This is a genomic window from Roseomonas sp. USHLN139 (genome assembly GCF_037145735.1).
GTDB lineage: Bacteria > Pseudomonadota > Alphaproteobacteria > Acetobacterales > Acetobacteraceae > Pseudoroseomonas.
The window spans coordinates 1-14,980 of record NZ_JBBCWY010000018.1; the positions used below are offsets into that span (position 1 = coordinate 1).

The window sequence follows — 14,980 nt, forward strand, 5'->3', positions numbered from 1 at the left end:
GCCGCGCCGGCGATCGTACCAGACGTCTGCCCCGCCGCTGTGCCGGCCGCCGTGCCCGACGCATCCCCGGCCGCGGCACCTGCCAGAGCACCCTTGGTCGCGCCCGCCGCTTCGCCGGCCGCCGCACCAGCAGCGCCACCCGCGGCCGCACCAGCTGCCGCACCGGCCGCCCCAGCCGCTTCGCGGGCCACCGCCTCAGCGATCTGGGCCGCAGAGCTGGCACCCGCTGCCGCTGCCCCCGAATAGTACACATCCCAACCTGGGAATGCCGGAATTTGCGTTTCGGACATCAGCAGCACCCCACAAAGAAAAACGGCGCCCATTTCTGAGCGCCGCTCTGCATGGATATTCAATTATAATTTTAGAAGCCGTCACCGACTTCGAACTGCACTCGGGACGTCATGGGGGCGTTCGGAGCGCCCCACCAGACAGTGAATTCGCCGGGCATTTCGGGCACGAAGTCAGCACGATGTATCCCGACCCCGATACGGGTCGGGAAGAGCGGCACGTCCTGCGTGAGGAAATCGGAGAGTTCGGGACGATGGTAGAAGCAAGCCATCGGTCCGATATCCACCGGCTCCCCCGTGGCCCGGTCGCGGACGTCGCACCACACCGTCACCTTTGAACCAAGGTTCACCCTCTCGACGATTGGCGGCAGCTCCGGCAGCCGCCGCGGCCCAATGCGCAGAAGCAAGTCGACCTCGGGGAGCAACGACTGCGCCATGGTTCCATCCCCTTCAATTCGGCACTGGCGGCCAGGAGATCGAGAGCGGAAAGCCCGCCTGGTCAGGCAGGTCCCGCAGCGCCTGCCGATAGCCCCGCCAGGCGTCCACGGTCTCGGTGGACAGCGGCGCATCGGCGACCTGCGTCCAGTCGCTGCGCAGCAGCAGCACATCGCGACGCGCGCGGGCGGCCTCGGCCTGGTACTCCGGAGCCGGCTCCGCGGGCGGCGTGGCGACAGGGCGGCCATCGGCGCCCGGGGCGATCTCCTGCCCGGCAGCCTGGGCCCGCAGCAAAGCCGCGTGCTCGTCCGAGGTGATTTCGACAGCATCCGGCGGCATGCCGTCGCCGTGGATCTCGCGCGCGTAGAAGCCGCGGGCGGAAGCCGCGTAGTAGATCTGCATGGTCAGTTCCCCACGGCAAACCAGTGGAAGGAGTCAGCGTAGTAGTCCGCCCCGGAGCCCGCGGTGTTCGCACAGGCCATGGAGGCCAGGAAGCCGCCGAGGGTGCGGGAATAGACGTTCGCGTGCGCGACCGAGGACACCGCGGTGATGTTCGTGGCTTGCACATCGAAGAGGTTGGTCGGGAAGGCCATCGGGAAGGTCACCGACACGCCGCCGGCCGCCGAGCCCGTGCCAGTGCCCCACTGGATCAGCAGGCCGCTCGGCAAGCGCTGCCAGCCGCTGCCGCCCTGGCTGCTGCCGAAGCCGTAGACGAACGGCAGATGCGCCGAGCCACCACAGGGCAGCCAGGCCGCCGAGCCGTCCGACAGCAGCTCCAGCGTGTCGCCCGGCCGCAGCAGCATGCTGTTCGCCGTGGCGCCGCCGGCAGCGCCGCCCACCCGGATGACGTCGCTGCCCGACCGCTGGACCGTCACCGAGAAGGTGCCCAGGTTGATGAAGGCGACGCGGCCGCCATCCGGATAGGCCGAGGCCGCCGGCAGGGTGAAGGTGCTGTTGGCCACGGTGCTCAGCTGCGCGACCAGGCGGCCCATATGGGCAATGGTCACCCCAAGATTGCCGGTCACGCCGAGGTAGCCGCCGCCGGCCATCAGCCGCCGCAGGGCCGTCAGGACCTGGGTGTTGTCCGAGGCGAGAGGGGTGAGGCCCGCGGCCTCGATAATGCCGGCGAGCTCTTCCTGGATGCCGTTGAGCCACCAGGCCGGGACCACCGTCGCAGGAATGCCGCCGACCGGGTCCCCCTCGGTGAAGAACCCAAGGGTTCCGCCGAGCGACGGGACCGCCGGCAACGCCGCCGCCGCGGTCGTGTGCTGGATGCGCTTCATGTCAGTTCCCGTAGGCAAAGATGAGGACGGTATGCGCTGGGCGGATGCGCCGCAGACTGCATTCGAGGGCGCCATAGCCCCAGGTCCGGAGAGGGTCGCCGGCCTGCGACTGGCCGGCGCGGAAGCTGGTTACGGTCGTCGCCGGCGCCCTGATGCGCCAGGCGCTGGCCCAGGCCTCGCCGTAGACGGCACCGCCAGCGACCAGGCGCCCGGCCGCTGCCGGCGAGAATTCCTCGACCTCGATCGCGAAGCCGAGCGCTGCCGCCACGTCGACGAAGTAGGGCACCGACTGGCCGCCCCGCGCGGTCAGGCGCGCTGCGACACGGGCGCGCCGCTGCTGTAGGTTCGGCGTGTCGCCGGTGCATTCATCCGGCAACCCGACCGTCTCTTCCCAGTCGGGCAGCAGCTGCAGCGCTGTCGGCGGGAACGCATCCACCAGCAGTGCCAGCGCCCTGGCGCGGAGCCGGGAGAAAGGCGCCGCGAGGCCGAGGCAGACCCGCGCCAAGACTGGGCCCTGCCAGACCGGGCCGCGCGGCAGCAGCGCCTGCAGCGCGGCGGCATGTTCCTCCTGCCCGATTTCGGTCGCCATGGATCAGCTCCAGGTAATGGTGCCGAGGGTGGGCAGGCTCCCGGCTGGCGCGGTCACACTGCCCAGGGGGGCCACCAGCGTGAATCGGGTCACGCCTGGGGCTGCCGAGATCGCCGCAGCGCTGTCCGACTGGTAGATCGTCCCACCCGGGCGCCCACGGCGCCGGAGCATGTCGCTGAGCTCGGCCTGAATGGCGGCGCGGGTCTCGACGCTGTCCTGCGCAAGGTCACCGATCTGGTAGTTGATCGGGAAGGGGGTGGGGGCGACGACATAGACGAGCGCGGTGACCGGCCGGAGCGGGAAGATATGGTCCGCCACAGCCAGCTGGTCGCCCGTCGCCGATGGCGCGCGGCTCTCTTCCGAGGCAACGCCGTTCGTCCCCTGCGGGAAGCCGCCATTCGCCGCCTGCGCGCTATCCAGCATGACATAAACGACCACCGTCCCGGCGCCCATGCCGAGGGGCGCGACCCATGCCCGCGTGATGCCCGGCACCTCGAGCGCCCAGGCGAGATAGTCGGCTTCCGACCCGCCCTGCGGCGCCTGCTGGAAGCGGTCCAGCATGCGCTGCCTGAATTCTTCCTCGGCCTCCTCTTCGGCGCCGCCGGTGATCGCGCCAGCCGCGGCGCCTTTCGCCAGCACACCGTTCACCGCCGTAGCGATCACCAGCTCGGCGCCGCCGGGACCGTTACTGGCGCTACCAGCCACCTCGGCCACGATCGGTACCGTCAGCGTGCCGGCGCTGCTGATCGTGGCCAGGGCCGTCGTGATGAAGGTCGCGCCGTCGGTGGAACGGACCAGCTTGGACCCATTGGGCAGCTCGGCGCCGACCGTCCCCGTGAAGGCCGCCATCCCGCCGGCAAAGCTGGCACCCTTGCGATAGATGCCCACCAGGCCGGCCCAGGCGGCGAGGTATTCACCATCGGCCGAAACAGGCACCGCCTGCTTGGCAATCCAGTCCAGGTAGCCGTAGAGCCCATGCACCAGGCCGGCGGCGGCCTTGGTCACTGCCGCCAGGGGTGAGGTCCGCAGGATGGCGAAGGCGTCCAGCGCCGCCGCCATATCGGCAAGCGCCTGCCGCCCCAGCTCGCGCAGGGTCGGTCGCTCGAAGGGCATTGTGTTTAGACCCCTTGCCAGGCCCAGGAGGCGGTGACGGTGGTGGAGGGCGCAGAGCCCTGGTGCAGCGTGATGACCGCCTGCATCTGCGTCGCGCTGCGCCAGGATGCAGCGACATCGATCCGCACGACGACGCCGTCATCGATCAGCCAGGCGAGGGCCTCGCGGATGTAGTCCTCTGCCAGGCGCAGCGTCTCAGGCAGCCGCTTGGCTCGGCGCAGCAGCCAGAGGCGCGAGCCGATTGGGCGGTCGTCCAGCAGCTCGCCCCACCAGCCGCGCGGGTCCGTCTCGCCCAGCGGAAGCTTGTCATCGGGCCCGGCCCGACGATCGGTGAACAGGCTGACCTTGACCGCAGTCTCGATCGCCGGCGCCGAGGTGACCTCCCCCGCACCGCCGACCTGCCAATCGGCGACCAGGCCCCCGCCATCCCAGATCAGCGCGACATCGCCGTTCACAGCGGCACCTGCGTGATGCTGCCGGTCTCCACATGCCGATGACCGAGGAAGCTTTTCCCGGCGACGACGATATCCCCACTGGTAACCACACGCGGCGCCAGCAGGCGGATTTCTTGCTCGGCCTCAACTTCGACAACGCCGCCGGCCATGAGGTGCACCCGGCTTCCCTTGTCGTCATGAAGGGCGACTTCGCCCGGAGCCAGATCGATCTGATATCGTGCGTCATTGGTCGCGATCACCAGCGTCCGGCTGCGATCCCCGCCGAGGTGCAGCATGATGGCGTCAGCGCCGGCGAGCGGCCTTGCCGAGACGCCATAGCTCCCGAGCATCGGGGCATTGTCGCGCGTCTCGCCGGAATCGATCTGCACCTGCGCAGCCCGCAGGCCCCGGCCGCCAAGATCCGCAACGGCCTCGATCCGCCCAAAGCTGACCAGGGACATGACGCGGCCGAAAAGACGCTCCAGCGCGCTGCTCATGGCGCCTCCCCCAGGCCCGATGGAATGGATGACCGCTGCATATCGTTCATGACCTGGCGGTCGAACGGCTGCAGGACGATCGGCTCCGGATCGAAGGCTTCCTTCGGCATGATGCTCAGCTGCGCCCGGGTACCATCGGCGCCGCGGGAATAGGTGACATCTGCAATCAGCCACTCCGCATCCTCGACCCGCAGAGCCGGGACGTCGACAGGCACCAGCGCATTGGGCTGCCAGAGGCGACCGGCCGCGTCCCGCCAGCTGTCGGTGGTCAAATTGATGCTGCGGGCCCGGCCGTTGCGGCGGTTCCGTTCCCAGTTCGCGCGCCGCTCGGCCAGATCAAGCCCGAACTGTTCCTGATCACTGATGATGATCTTCGGCCGGAAGCGCCGGCCCGTTCCCGGCCTATCGGCGCCGACCGTGACATCGGCCACCGCGGCACGCTGATTGTAGCCGGCGCCGCCGCCCGCAGCCCGCGCAATGTCGCCCAGGATCTCGACGGACTGCCACACCACTTCGTAGAGCGAAAAGCGCTGATCTAGGCTGAACTGCGCGTTCCCACCCTCCACATTGACCCCCTGCCGGAAGCCGCTGGCCATGCGGTCGGTACCGACACCCGACAGGATCAGGTTTCCGTCCACCCCTTCATACGCAAGCTGGGCCGAGTACTTCGTGACCCGGTCGATGATGTCCCAGGGGGATTCGCTCAGGATGACGTTGAACTGCGGAATGACGACGCCATCACCATCCGGGGCGGTAACGTTGATGCCGAAGGGGGCGCAGAGCATTTCGAGCAGCCCGCGCGTAGTCGCCTGCAGCACCTGGTTGCGCTCGCCGCGCATCCAGGCGGAGCAGTCGACCAGATCCTGACACCGGCCGCGACCCAGCACCGTCACGCTATGCGTGGTCGGCGAGAATTCAGGGCAGTAACGGTCAACGAACCCCGTCAGCACGACATCGTCGCCGATCAGAACTTGGCAGGGGCTGCCGGCCCGGGCCACCACGCCGTCAAGTTTGGCCGGATCGCGCTCGGTCATGGAGATCGAGAAATCGCTGGGCATCCGCTCGATACCACGGCTGACCCGGATCTCCTGCCAGCCCGAGAGGCGCCGCCCATCGACCAGCAGCGTCAGCTCGCCGTCATCGGGCATGGCTGCCTCCTATCGCTCCAGCGCCTGAAAGCGCGGCGGCATGAAGTTGAGGTCGGTCGCCGCTGCCGCGGCGGCCAGCTGGTCGCTGCGGCCGAGGTCGGCGTAAAGACGATACGCCAGGACAAGAGCCGGCAGCGGAGCGCCGACGGCCACGGTGCGCATCCGCGAAAGGTTCGCGGCGCGGCGCGTCAGATCCTCGGCGACCGCGGCACGCAGCGTGCGCATCGCGTCGCAGCTGGCATCGTCCCCCGTGTCACCAGCCACCAGGATCTCCGCGTCCAACAGGCCGCAGAGCTGGTCGCGGATGGCGACAGCGTCCTCATAGGAGGCCGGGGTAGCCTGAGCCGCCGCCCGCGCCATGGCGGTCAGGGCTGCGCGCCGGCAATGGGCGGCAACCGCCGCCCCCATGCTTGCCGCGGCCGCCCCGGTGCTGCCCTCGCCCCCATCATCCGTCGGTTGCAAGGCCACCAGGCCGGCCAGCAGCTGCAATTGCTGGCCAGGATCGTCGGCCACGGCACGAACGGCCGCGGCCAGACGCTGGATACCAGCACCGAGGTCATCAATCGCGCTCATAGCCGCCTCGCGAGGTCTTCGACATCATCAGCGGCCTGCGCCGCAGCCCGACGGCTGCGAGCGACGCGCGAAAGCTGCAGGTTGACCGTGCTCAGCGCTCGATCAGCCGCCGCAAGAGGCGACCGACGGCCGCCAATGAAGCGGCTGAAGGTCTTCCCGGCGCCTGGCACCAGGCTGCCGACTGAATTCAGCAAGTTTCCAGCGCTGCCGATCAGCCGGCGCGCAGTACCTGTCCATTTCTGGACAGTTTTCTGGGCGGCCTCGGCTACTGCGGCGCCGCGACGCACCGCATTTTGCGCCCGCGTCGCGAAATCGGTCAGGGAAGCACTGTCAGCCAGGTCCGCCGCCTCGAGCACGCCCCAGGCCGTGGCAAACTCGGCCGTTGGAAAGGCACGCTCACCCGTCTCGATACAGGTCAGGGTGATTTCGATCACCCGGCCGAGGTCGTGCCGCGCTGCCGTGCCCAGATCCAGCACCGTGACCCGCCGCAAGCCGAGAGACGGATGGACAAGCTCGGCCTCGCCAGGCGCTTCCGCCGCCTCGATCAGGGCATCCTGCTGCTGCGCCACGTCATCGCCGACGATGAAGCCGACGATGGTGTGCCGCGGGATTGCGCGCCCTAGATCCTCGGCCCATGGCTGGTCACGGAAGGGGTATTCGTGGATCGCAGCGCGCCGCCCGAAGTGGTTGTCGTTGCCCCAGACCCCGAAGGGCACACCCCTCAGGGAGGCGGGGCGAAGGTCATCGATCCAGCTCACGGCCCCGTCCCCACGCTGCTGCGCTCGACGCGCACCCCCTCGGCCGTGCGGGTGGTTGTGGTGGCCGAGACGCCGGAAGGCAGCCCCTCCAGCCTTACACGAACGTCGACTTGCTGCCCCCTGCCGCTGCCGGCAGGGGCTGCGGTGCCGGGGGTCGACAGCCGCGGCAGCAGGCCTTCGGCGGTGCTGGCCCGTGCTGCCGCCTCAGCGTCCCGCCGCGCCGGTCGCTCATACAGTCGGGAGACGATCGACGCCGCATCGCCCGCCGTCGTCGCCCCGCGGAGGGCATCGCCGGCACGGCGCTCGGTGTTGCGCAACTCCCACTCCACGAAGCCAAGCTGGTCCTGCAGGCTGCTTTCACGGATGTCCTTTCCGGACCAGAGGCGGAAGTTCCTCTGCCGGTCAGGATGCCACTGCGCGATGCCGTAGGCATTGCCGCCGTCACCGCGCGCCTGGTGGTTCAGGCCCGCGCCGCTTTCGTGCCGCAGGTTGGCGACGATTCCCGCCGCCTGCGCAGCGGTCCAGCCCTGCTGCCGGAAGAAAGCAAAGGCTTCCCGCTGGCGCTCGGTAGCCTGCTCATTGGTGTAGGACGGCGCGGCGCCGGGGGCTGCGGCACCGCGCGCACCGAAGCGCTGCTGGCCAGCACTGGCCCGATAGCCCGGCGTCATCTGGGCCCGCAGCAGGTTGCGCAGGCGGTCCAGGATGCTTTCGGCATCATCGCCGCCCGGGTCGACCGGCGGAGCGCCATAGAAGCCCTGCGCCCGGCCACGCTCCGCCATGTTCCGGCGCTGTTCGGCCTGCTTCTCGGGACTGTTGTCCCGCTGATCTCCAAGGCGGCTCAGCGCGAGCGCGCCCGCCGCGCCAAGACCGACCGCAGCCGCCCCGCCAAGGCCCAACAGCCGGATCATCCAGGCAGGCACCCGGAAGGCGGCGATCGAGACCAGCGAAGCCGTGATGGAGGCCAGAGGAGCAACCACGTTGGCCGCCAGCACGACGCCAAGGGCAATCGCTGCGTTCTCCCAGCCGCCCATCCAATCGACAACCCGGCTGATGCCCTTGCCGAAGTTCTCCATCCCTTCGGCAAGGCGTTGCAGCCCACCGTCGGCAAGAAACCGCTCGACCGCGCCGGCGATGCGGGTGACCACGCCCTCGACCCTCTGGCCGATCAGCTCCCGGTTGGCGCCGATCCAGTCGGCCAGGCGTGTTGCCAGCGGGATCAGCACCGGCGCCAGGCGCTCGGAGATGGTGTTGACCAGCCCCTCGCCCGCCAGCTTGAGGGTGACCTGCGCCTTTGCCCAGCGCTGCGCCACATCGGCCGCCTGCGCGGTGACCACGCCGAAGCGCCGCGCCTCGGCCTCGTATTCGCGCAGGCCGGCGGAGCCGCGCCGGAGGAAAGGCAGGAGATCGGCCGGCAGGCGCAGCGCGCCCATCACCCGCGCCTGCAGGCGTGGATCGCTGATGCGGGCGATGGCGTCGGCGACCTCCGGCAGAGCGGACGCCGCCGTCCGGGCGTTCCCGGCGCTGTCGCGCAGCTGCACGCCGAGCATGGTCAGATACTGCAGGGCCGTGCTGTCACGGCCGCCGACGGCGTCCACCAGCGCGTCGCCCAGCCCTTCCAGGCCGGCCGTCAGGCTTTCGGCCGAAACGCCGGCCAATCGGGCGGCACCCTGCAGCGCGTGCAGCTGGCCGACGGTCGTCTGGACCCGATATGCCGAGGTGGCCAGGCGCGTGGCGAAATTGCCCCAGCGATCGGCCAGCGCCACCACGCCCGCGATGCTGCCTGCGGCGGTAAGCGCAGCGAGCGGCGGCACGATGGTGGAGATGCCGCGGGTGGCCGCCGACAGGCTGGACGTCAGGCGGCCGATGCCCTGCTGCAGGCCAACCGCCGACTTCTTCATCCGGTCGATGGGCCCGGTGAAGCGGTCCAGCGCCGTGATGCGGAAGGACAGCGGACCGCCGGCCGTGGTGGTGCCCGACATCAAAGCCTCCCTCGGCCTGTGGCCCGGATTCGCTCTGCCTCACGCGCCCACCACAGCAGCTCCATGATGGGCAGGCGCTTGGCATCGTGCGGACCCCAGCCATAGGCCGCGGTCACATTGGCGATCAGCCCTCGCCAGTCTCGCCCGAATCCTTGGTCGGGGCCGGGGAGGGCGGCGAAAAAGCCGCGAAATAGTCGCCGCAGCGGGTCAGGGCGCGCTGCGGCAGCTGGTGCAGCACCTGCAGCGGCACGCCGGAGTTCAGCTTGATCAGCGCCAGCGTCTGCGCGATGGCGCCGTCCACCTTGCTTGCATCGAGCAGCTGCTGGACCGTCGGCTCCGTCAGGCGCAGATCGGTGTATTCACGATCGTTGAAGGAGACCGCGGGGAAGGTGAGGCGCAGCGCCTTCGCCGGGACGAGGTCGAAGACCTCTTCGTCCGCATCGAGCTCGGGATCGCTCATCAGTTGTCCCTCACGTCTTCGCCCTCGAAGCGCACCGAGAAGGTGCCCTCGGTGCTGTTCACTTCCTGGGTCTCGACCGTCCACATCCCCGTGCCGCTGACGCGCTTGCCGTTGGCCAGCTGCAGGGTCACCGACACGTTCGTCATGTCCTGGAAGTCGGACATGGAGACCAGCGGCCCGTCCCGCAGCGTCGCCGCGATGAAGCCGGGCTGCGGCGTCTCGGAATAGCCGTCGACGCCGCTCATGCCGGTCAGTGTGGTGCGGGTGACGGTCGAGACCCGATAGCTGGGCTCGGAAGCGATCGGATACTGCACCCCGTCGACGAACAGGTAGGCCGTGCCGGCCAGCCGCCGCGAATTGTCGGCCATGGCTTAGACCTCCTGCGCGTTGCGGAACTGCACCAGCCCCGCGAAGACCCGGAACTGGTCGATTGGCACGACCGGCAGCAGCCCGTTGACGCGGCACCGGTTGGTGCCGTCCCGCTCGACCACCAGGGCCGCCCGGAAGGTTTCGTATTCCTGCACCAGGCCCTGCCGCTCGAGCTCGCGATAGCGGCCGAGGAGGGCATCCTCGATCACCGCGGGCGTGATGATCCGCGCCCCGGGCCGGTAGGCCGTGGTGTCGCTGGCCAGCTTGAAGCGCCCGTAGGTGCTGGTGACGAAGGCCCGGAGGTCGCGAATCACCGCGGCGAGCACATAGCCGCGCTCGACGTAGAGATAGCTGTCGTCCGGGACGCCGGCCGCGTTGCGCTGGTAGGTCGTGACGATGGTCTCGGTCGTGACCGTCCCGTCCCCCGCGACGCTGAAGCTGGACAGGCCGTCCCAGAGCAGCACGTTGCGTTCCGCGATGCTCCAGCGGCTGGCGAGCGGCGGCGCCAGGACGTCCAGCGGCAGGCCATGCAGCGGCAGGCCGACGTCGGCCCGCAGGCTGGCCGCGAAGGCGCCGGCGGCATTCGCCGCCCAAAGCCAGGGCGGGGTCGGGCTGCCATTGGCCGGCATGACCGTGAGGTGGGGATCGTTCAGGGCCAGGCCGAAGGTCGTCGACTCCCCGAGCGTGCCACGGAAGCCAGCGAAGGCGTGCCCGTAAAGCATCTTGTCCCAGGCCCAACGCGCCGCCATGAAGGTGCGGATCGAGGTGAGGCTGCCGGTGTCGGTGTAGGGAAAGACGATGACGTCGAATTCCTGATCCGACAGGTTCGCCAGCGCCGCGTCGACCGAGGGGTTGGTGGTGCCACCGCTGATCGGCGCCAGGGTGACGCTCAGGCCCGCAGGCGTCGTCTCCCCGCCGGCTGCGCCCAGATAGTTCAGCCGGAGATCGATCGCACCGGCCGCCAGACCCTTATGCTTCGCGGTCATCGTCACCGTGCCGGTCGACGCAGCCGCGGTGACCGGAAGATCCGCGAGGGCGTTGATCGCCGCGGCCAGGGCGGTTGCAATCTGCGCCACGGTCTGGCTCGGGCTGACCAGCAGCTGCACCCGCTGTCCCGCGATGTACAGGTTCAGGGTCCCGGGCGAGGTCGGCACGGAATTGATGATCGCCGAACCAGCCGCGGCCGCACCGGCGCCAGGATCGGCCAGGGGCAGCAAATAGACCTCGCCGAAGGAATCGCGCTTGCGATACCACTCCGCCATCAGGGCGAGCATCGAGCCCGCACCTGCCGCGGCCTTCACCGCATCCACGCCTTCCATCAGCACCGGGGTACCGGCAGCGTAGGTGCCGGCCGCCAGCTGCTGGCCGATGATGAGGGCGCGCATCGTCGTGGCGCCGCTGTTCGCCCGGGACGGGTCGAGTTCGGCGTAGAAGAGCGGCACCCGCAGGTTCTGCGGGATATCCCGGAAGCTGACCATCAGGGGGTCTCCCTCTTGTCGGAGGCGGTCGCCTTGCGGGCTTCCTCGACCACGTCCCCGTCGCGCAGGCGGCGGAGCCAGTAGTCGTCACAGGGCACGTCGCGACCCTCAGCGGGCAGCAGATCGCGCAGCGCCGGGTCGCGCACCGCGCGCCCCTCGGCCGGCTTGACCTTCATCGGTTCGGTATCCTTCAGAGAAGGGGCGTTGCGGGGGCGAAGGCCAGCTGGACATCTTCGCAGGGGCTGTCAGCGTTCGGGGCCGGCAGGTCATAGGCCTCCGACCAGTGCATGCCGAAGGCGAGCAAAGCTCGGCCGATGGCCTTCTCGCTGGTCCGGGTATCGATGCCGAGCGTCGTCTTCACGGAGCCGATACGCTCCAGCGAGCCGTCGGCTCCAAGCAGCAGATGCGACTTCATGACGAGGTCGCACACTTCTCCGGCGAGGAACTCCATCTCATCCTCGACGGTTACGCCCTGCCTCGATGGCTCAAGGCAGACGATCTCCACCGCCATGACGCAGTGGACCGCATAGGCGGCGTCGAGCGTGCTGGCGCCGGCCCGGGCTTCCTTCGTCTCTTCCCAACCATAGACCAGGATGCCGAAGGTCTCGCGTTCCTGCAGCGGCCAGGTGCGGCCGGCCCAGACGCGCCCCTTCAGCGAGGGGATGCCGAGCTTCAGCAAATCCACCACTTGGTCGCGGACCAGCTGGCGATGGGTGCTGACGATCGTCATTCGAAGAGCCTCTCGAAGCCCAGATCAAGGATGATCCAGCCCAAACCGTCCGGCTGAGCGTCCTTCACGACGAAGGTCATCGCCGGCATGCCATGCCGCGCGGGGACATCAACGGCGTCCCCCGCCGCCGGCTCGAAGCCGACCGGGAAGGCCGCGTCGCCCTGGCGGACCTGCAGGAAGGCGCGGTCGGTGGAGACAGGAATGCCGCCATCGACCTCGACCTGCACTTGGAAGCGGTCATAGACCGCCGGCACTGTGACCGGCAGGGTGTACTTCCGCCTGATGGTCACCGGCTTGCTGTCGGCGAAGCCTCCCAGCACCGATGCGTTCAGCGCATCGATGTCCATGGTTCAGTGGTTCTTCACCGACGGCCCGAGCGGCGAGGTCTCTTCGCTGCCGTCCCGCACCTCCTTCAGCCGGCAGCGGCCGGTCATGCGTGCGACGTCGACCTCGTTGACCTCGAGCTCCTGCCCGTCCTCGATCAGGATCTCCTCCTCCCCGTCGTGGAGGTAGAAGCTGGTGACCGCGACCATGGTGACGGTGCCGGACCGCGCCCGCTTGGCATCCTCGCGGTCCAGGAGCGTCTTTGCCTGGCTCTGCAGGCGCTGCCGCGCGATGTCGGCCTCGGTGACCGCCAGGATGGGCTGGGCGGCCACGGCCGGCGCCGGGGCGGTCTGGGGCGCGGCCTTGGCCTCGGCTTCGGCCTTGGCCGCGGCGGCCTTGTCGGTGCTGTTGTCGGCCATGATCAGATCACCTGCGCGCCGAGGGAGGCGTTGACGTTGGTGGGGATGACGAGCGGCGCCGCCTGCATCAGCAGCCAGCGGACGCCGGGATCCTTCTCCACCCAGGACTTCGCGGCGAAGCCCTGGACGGGGAAACCGATGTCTTCGTCGAGGATGACGCCGAAGGCGCGGGTGCCCTCGATGTCGGGGCTGCCCAGGATCACCGTGCCGTCGGCCAGCATTGGCTTCTCCACCCCGTCGACCGGATCGATGTACCAGTCGTTGTAGAGGTAGAGGTCCCACTCGCCCCAGGTGCCGAGATAGACGGCGCCGACGTCGCGGTTGACGCCCGCCGCGGCGAAATTGGGGTTGCCGTTGGCGAAGGAGGCGATCACCTGCGCGACCATCGGGTCGGCGCGGAACGCCTTCCAGGCCGCGTTGGTGAAGGTGATCTCGCGGACCTTGCGGCCGGACTCGCGCACCACCCGGGCTGCCCAGTCCTCGATGTCGGCCGCCGGCGACACGCCGGCCTGGCCCCAGCGCGAAGCGCCGGTCAGCACGACGTTCAGATTGGCGGAGCGCCCGAAGGAGATGGTCGCGGTGGGGAAGCCGTCGCCCTGCAGGGTCACGGTGCCGGAGGCCAGCGCCGAGGCCGCCATCTGCTCCATGCGGCGCGTCAGCATGCCCATCTGGTCCTCCATCTCGAGGCCCAGGTTGACCTGCGTCCGCTCCTGCGGGGTCAGGTCGCCGCCGATGCGCTCGCCAATCGCGCGGCGGATGGCGCGGCGGGGGTCGAGCTTCCGCTTGTCCTTCACATACGGCGGCCGGTAGAGCGCCGTCTGGAACTTCAGCGATTCGACGAAGCGGCCCTCGCGCAGAGGATGCACGAAGGGCGCCAGGCGCCGCTTGCCGACGAAGATGTCGATGGCGACTTCCTCGGTGTCGAAGCGGATCTCGTTGGTGAAGTAGCGGTCCAGCAGGAAGCTGGACGGCAGCAGCATGTTCTGGACGACCCGCGCCAGGACCGCCGTCGAGTAGATGTCAGCCATCAGGGGATGCTCCGCGCCAGGCCGGTTACGCCGGGGTCGCCGGCTTGAGGAAGAGGCCGGCGTCGCGGCAGACGTCGTAAACGCTGCTGGCGGTGTGGCCGGTGCCGAAGGTGACGGCGTTCTGGTTGAACTCGCCCTTCACGTAGATGCCGCACTTCGTGTCGGCGGCCGTCGCGTCGACGTCGTCGATCAGGATGCCGTAGGGCACCTGGGAGCCGTCGCCGGACGCCGAGGCACTGAGCGTCAGCTTGCCCGAGGCGGTGATGCGACCGACCAGCGCCCCGCGCTTGAGGTTCTGACCCAGGATCAGGATGCCGTCGGCGCTGACGAGCTGCGTGGTGCCGGCGATCAGGTTGTCGGGCTGGTAGGTCTCGGTTCGGGAACCGGGCTGATAGAACGGCATCGCGGTCAGGCCTTCTTCTGGGTGCCACGCACCTTCCCGAGGGAGGCGAGCACGCCGCTCGCCAGGGCATCGACTTCGTCGCCGCGGGCGCCGCCGGGCTGGCCCGGGCCGATGGCGGCCTGGGGCTGCCCGCGCATGCGGTCGGCGAGGCTGGCGCGCGGCGGCTGGGCCGGGGCCTGCTGGCGGGCGCGCGGCGGCTGCGCCAGGCTGGCGGAATTGACCAGCGTGCCGATGGCCTCGCGCGCCGTCTGCCGGGTCTCGAAGGCCAGATGGGCGGCCAGCGCCGGATTGGTCCGGGCGGCCTTGGAGGCGAAGATGGCGGCGCAGCGGCGGCGCTCCAGCATCGCGCCGGCCTTGCGACCGTCCCGGAAGGCCTTCGCCTCGGCCGGCTTGTCGGCGGGCGGCTCCGCCGGCGGCGCTTCCTCGGCCGGGGCCGCCTCCAGATCGTCCAGGTCGTCCTCGACGTCGTCCAGCTGATCTTGGACCTTGTCCAGGTCTTCCTGGACGTCCTGCAGGTCGTCCGCGACCTCCTGGACGTCCTCGGTCGTGGCCGGCGCTTCCTCGGCGCGCGGCTTGGCGGCCAGCAGGCCGTTCAGGTGGCCGAAGCGGGAGGCGAAGCGCGCGGAGACCCGCCCCGCGGCCTGTCGCAAGGTGCTCATGTGCAGTCCCTTTT

The 14,980-nt window shown here is 69.6% G+C and carries 21 protein-coding genes; all 21 read right to left on the bottom strand.

Features of this window, described 5'->3' with window-relative positions; all coding sequences use genetic code 11:
• Positions 1-361 precede the first annotated feature (361 nt).
• Positions 362-724 (bottom strand): hypothetical protein, encoded by a 363-nt coding sequence (locus WFI16_RS25490; protein ID WP_419900678.1) that lies wholly within the window; start codon positions 722-724, stop codon positions 362-364.
• Between the two features lie 13 nt (positions 725-737).
• Positions 738-1,124, bottom strand: a complete 387-nt coding sequence (locus WFI16_RS25495; protein ID WP_419900679.1) for a tail fiber assembly protein — start codon at positions 1,122-1,124, stop codon at positions 738-740.
• A 2-nt stretch (positions 1,125-1,126) separates the two neighbouring features.
• The gene (locus WFI16_RS25500; RefSeq protein WP_419900680.1) at positions 1,127-2,005 is read right to left on the bottom strand and encodes a gp53-like domain-containing protein; all 879 of its coding nucleotides are present in this window, start codon (positions 2,003-2,005) and stop codon (positions 1,127-1,129) included.
• Between the two features lies 1 nt (position 2,006).
• Positions 2,007-2,594, bottom strand: coding sequence for a YmfQ family protein (locus WFI16_RS25505; protein WP_419900681.1), 588 nt, complete (start codon positions 2,592-2,594; stop codon positions 2,007-2,009).
• Positions 2,595-2,597: 3 nt separating this feature from the next.
• The gene (locus tag WFI16_RS25510; RefSeq protein WP_419900682.1) at positions 2,598-3,707 is read right to left on the bottom strand and encodes a baseplate J/gp47 family protein; all 1,110 of its coding nucleotides are present in this window, start codon (positions 3,705-3,707) and stop codon (positions 2,598-2,600) included.
• A 5-nt stretch (positions 3,708-3,712) separates the two neighbouring features.
• Entirely contained in the window at positions 3,713-4,162 is a 450-nt protein-coding gene (locus WFI16_RS25515; RefSeq protein ID WP_419900683.1) for a phage GP46 family protein, read from the bottom strand.
• Positions 4,159-4,638, bottom strand: coding sequence for a phage baseplate assembly protein domain-containing protein (locus WFI16_RS25520; RefSeq protein ID WP_419900684.1), 480 nt, complete (start codon positions 4,636-4,638; stop codon positions 4,159-4,161). The genes WFI16_RS25515 and WFI16_RS25520 overlap by 4 nt, the downstream gene beginning before the upstream one ends.
• Entirely contained in the window at positions 4,635-5,786 is a 1,152-nt protein-coding gene (locus tag WFI16_RS25525; protein WP_419900685.1) for a phage baseplate assembly protein, read from the bottom strand. The genes WFI16_RS25520 and WFI16_RS25525 overlap by 4 nt, the downstream gene beginning before the upstream one ends.
• A 9-nt stretch (positions 5,787-5,795) precedes the next feature.
• The gene (locus WFI16_RS25530) at positions 5,796-6,359 is read right to left on the bottom strand and encodes a hypothetical protein (RefSeq protein WP_419900686.1); all 564 of its coding nucleotides are present in this window, start codon (positions 6,357-6,359) and stop codon (positions 5,796-5,798) included.
• Positions 6,356-7,117, bottom strand: a complete 762-nt coding sequence (locus WFI16_RS25535; protein WP_419900687.1) for a DNA circularization N-terminal domain-containing protein — start codon at positions 7,115-7,117, stop codon at positions 6,356-6,358. The genes WFI16_RS25530 and WFI16_RS25535 overlap by 4 nt, the downstream gene beginning before the upstream one ends.
• Entirely contained in the window at positions 7,114-9,096 is a 1,983-nt protein-coding gene (locus tag WFI16_RS25540) for a phage tail tip lysozyme (protein WP_419900688.1), read from the bottom strand. The genes WFI16_RS25535 and WFI16_RS25540 overlap by 4 nt, the downstream gene beginning before the upstream one ends.
• Positions 9,097-9,220: 124 nt before the next feature.
• The gene (locus tag WFI16_RS25545; RefSeq protein WP_419900689.1) at positions 9,221-9,556 is read right to left on the bottom strand and encodes a phage tail assembly protein; all 336 of its coding nucleotides are present in this window, start codon (positions 9,554-9,556) and stop codon (positions 9,221-9,223) included.
• Positions 9,556-9,924 (bottom strand): phage tail tube protein, encoded by a 369-nt coding sequence (locus tag WFI16_RS25550; RefSeq protein WP_419900690.1) that lies wholly within the window; start codon positions 9,922-9,924, stop codon positions 9,556-9,558. Before WFI16_RS25550 ends, WFI16_RS25545 begins: the two co-directional genes overlap by 1 nt.
• 3 nt (positions 9,925-9,927) lie before the next feature.
• Positions 9,928-11,403 carry a phage tail sheath subtilisin-like domain-containing protein gene (locus tag WFI16_RS25555; RefSeq protein ID WP_419900691.1) on the bottom strand — a complete coding sequence of 492 codons (1,476 nt, stop codon included), beginning with the start codon at positions 11,401-11,403 and terminating at the stop codon, positions 9,928-9,930.
• Positions 11,403-11,579 carry a DUF2635 domain-containing protein gene (locus WFI16_RS25560; RefSeq protein ID WP_419900692.1) on the bottom strand — a complete coding sequence of 59 codons (177 nt, stop codon included), beginning with the start codon at positions 11,577-11,579 and terminating at the stop codon, positions 11,403-11,405. Before WFI16_RS25560 ends, WFI16_RS25555 begins: the two co-directional genes overlap by 1 nt.
• Before the next feature lie 14 nt (positions 11,580-11,593).
• A complete protein-coding gene (locus tag WFI16_RS25565; protein WP_419900693.1) occupies positions 11,594-12,133 on the bottom strand; it encodes a hypothetical protein in 540 nt (179 codons plus the stop codon).
• A complete protein-coding gene (locus WFI16_RS25570; RefSeq protein ID WP_419900694.1) occupies positions 12,130-12,480 on the bottom strand; it encodes a head-tail joining protein in 351 nt (116 codons plus the stop codon). Before WFI16_RS25570 ends, WFI16_RS25565 begins: the two co-directional genes overlap by 4 nt.
• 3 nt (positions 12,481-12,483) lie before the next feature.
• Positions 12,484-12,876 (bottom strand): hypothetical protein, encoded by a 393-nt coding sequence (locus WFI16_RS25575; RefSeq protein WP_419900695.1) that lies wholly within the window; start codon positions 12,874-12,876, stop codon positions 12,484-12,486.
• Between the two features lie 2 nt (positions 12,877-12,878).
• Positions 12,879-13,904 (bottom strand): major capsid protein, encoded by a 1,026-nt coding sequence (locus WFI16_RS25580; protein ID WP_419900696.1) that lies wholly within the window; start codon positions 13,902-13,904, stop codon positions 12,879-12,881.
• 25 nt (positions 13,905-13,929) lie between these two features.
• Entirely contained in the window at positions 13,930-14,307 is a 378-nt protein-coding gene (locus tag WFI16_RS25585; RefSeq protein ID WP_419900697.1) for a head decoration protein, read from the bottom strand.
• Positions 14,308-14,312: 5 nt separating this feature from the next.
• A complete protein-coding gene (locus WFI16_RS25590; protein ID WP_419900698.1) occupies positions 14,313-14,966 on the bottom strand; it encodes a hypothetical protein in 654 nt (217 codons plus the stop codon).
• Positions 14,967-14,980 lie beyond the last annotated feature (14 nt).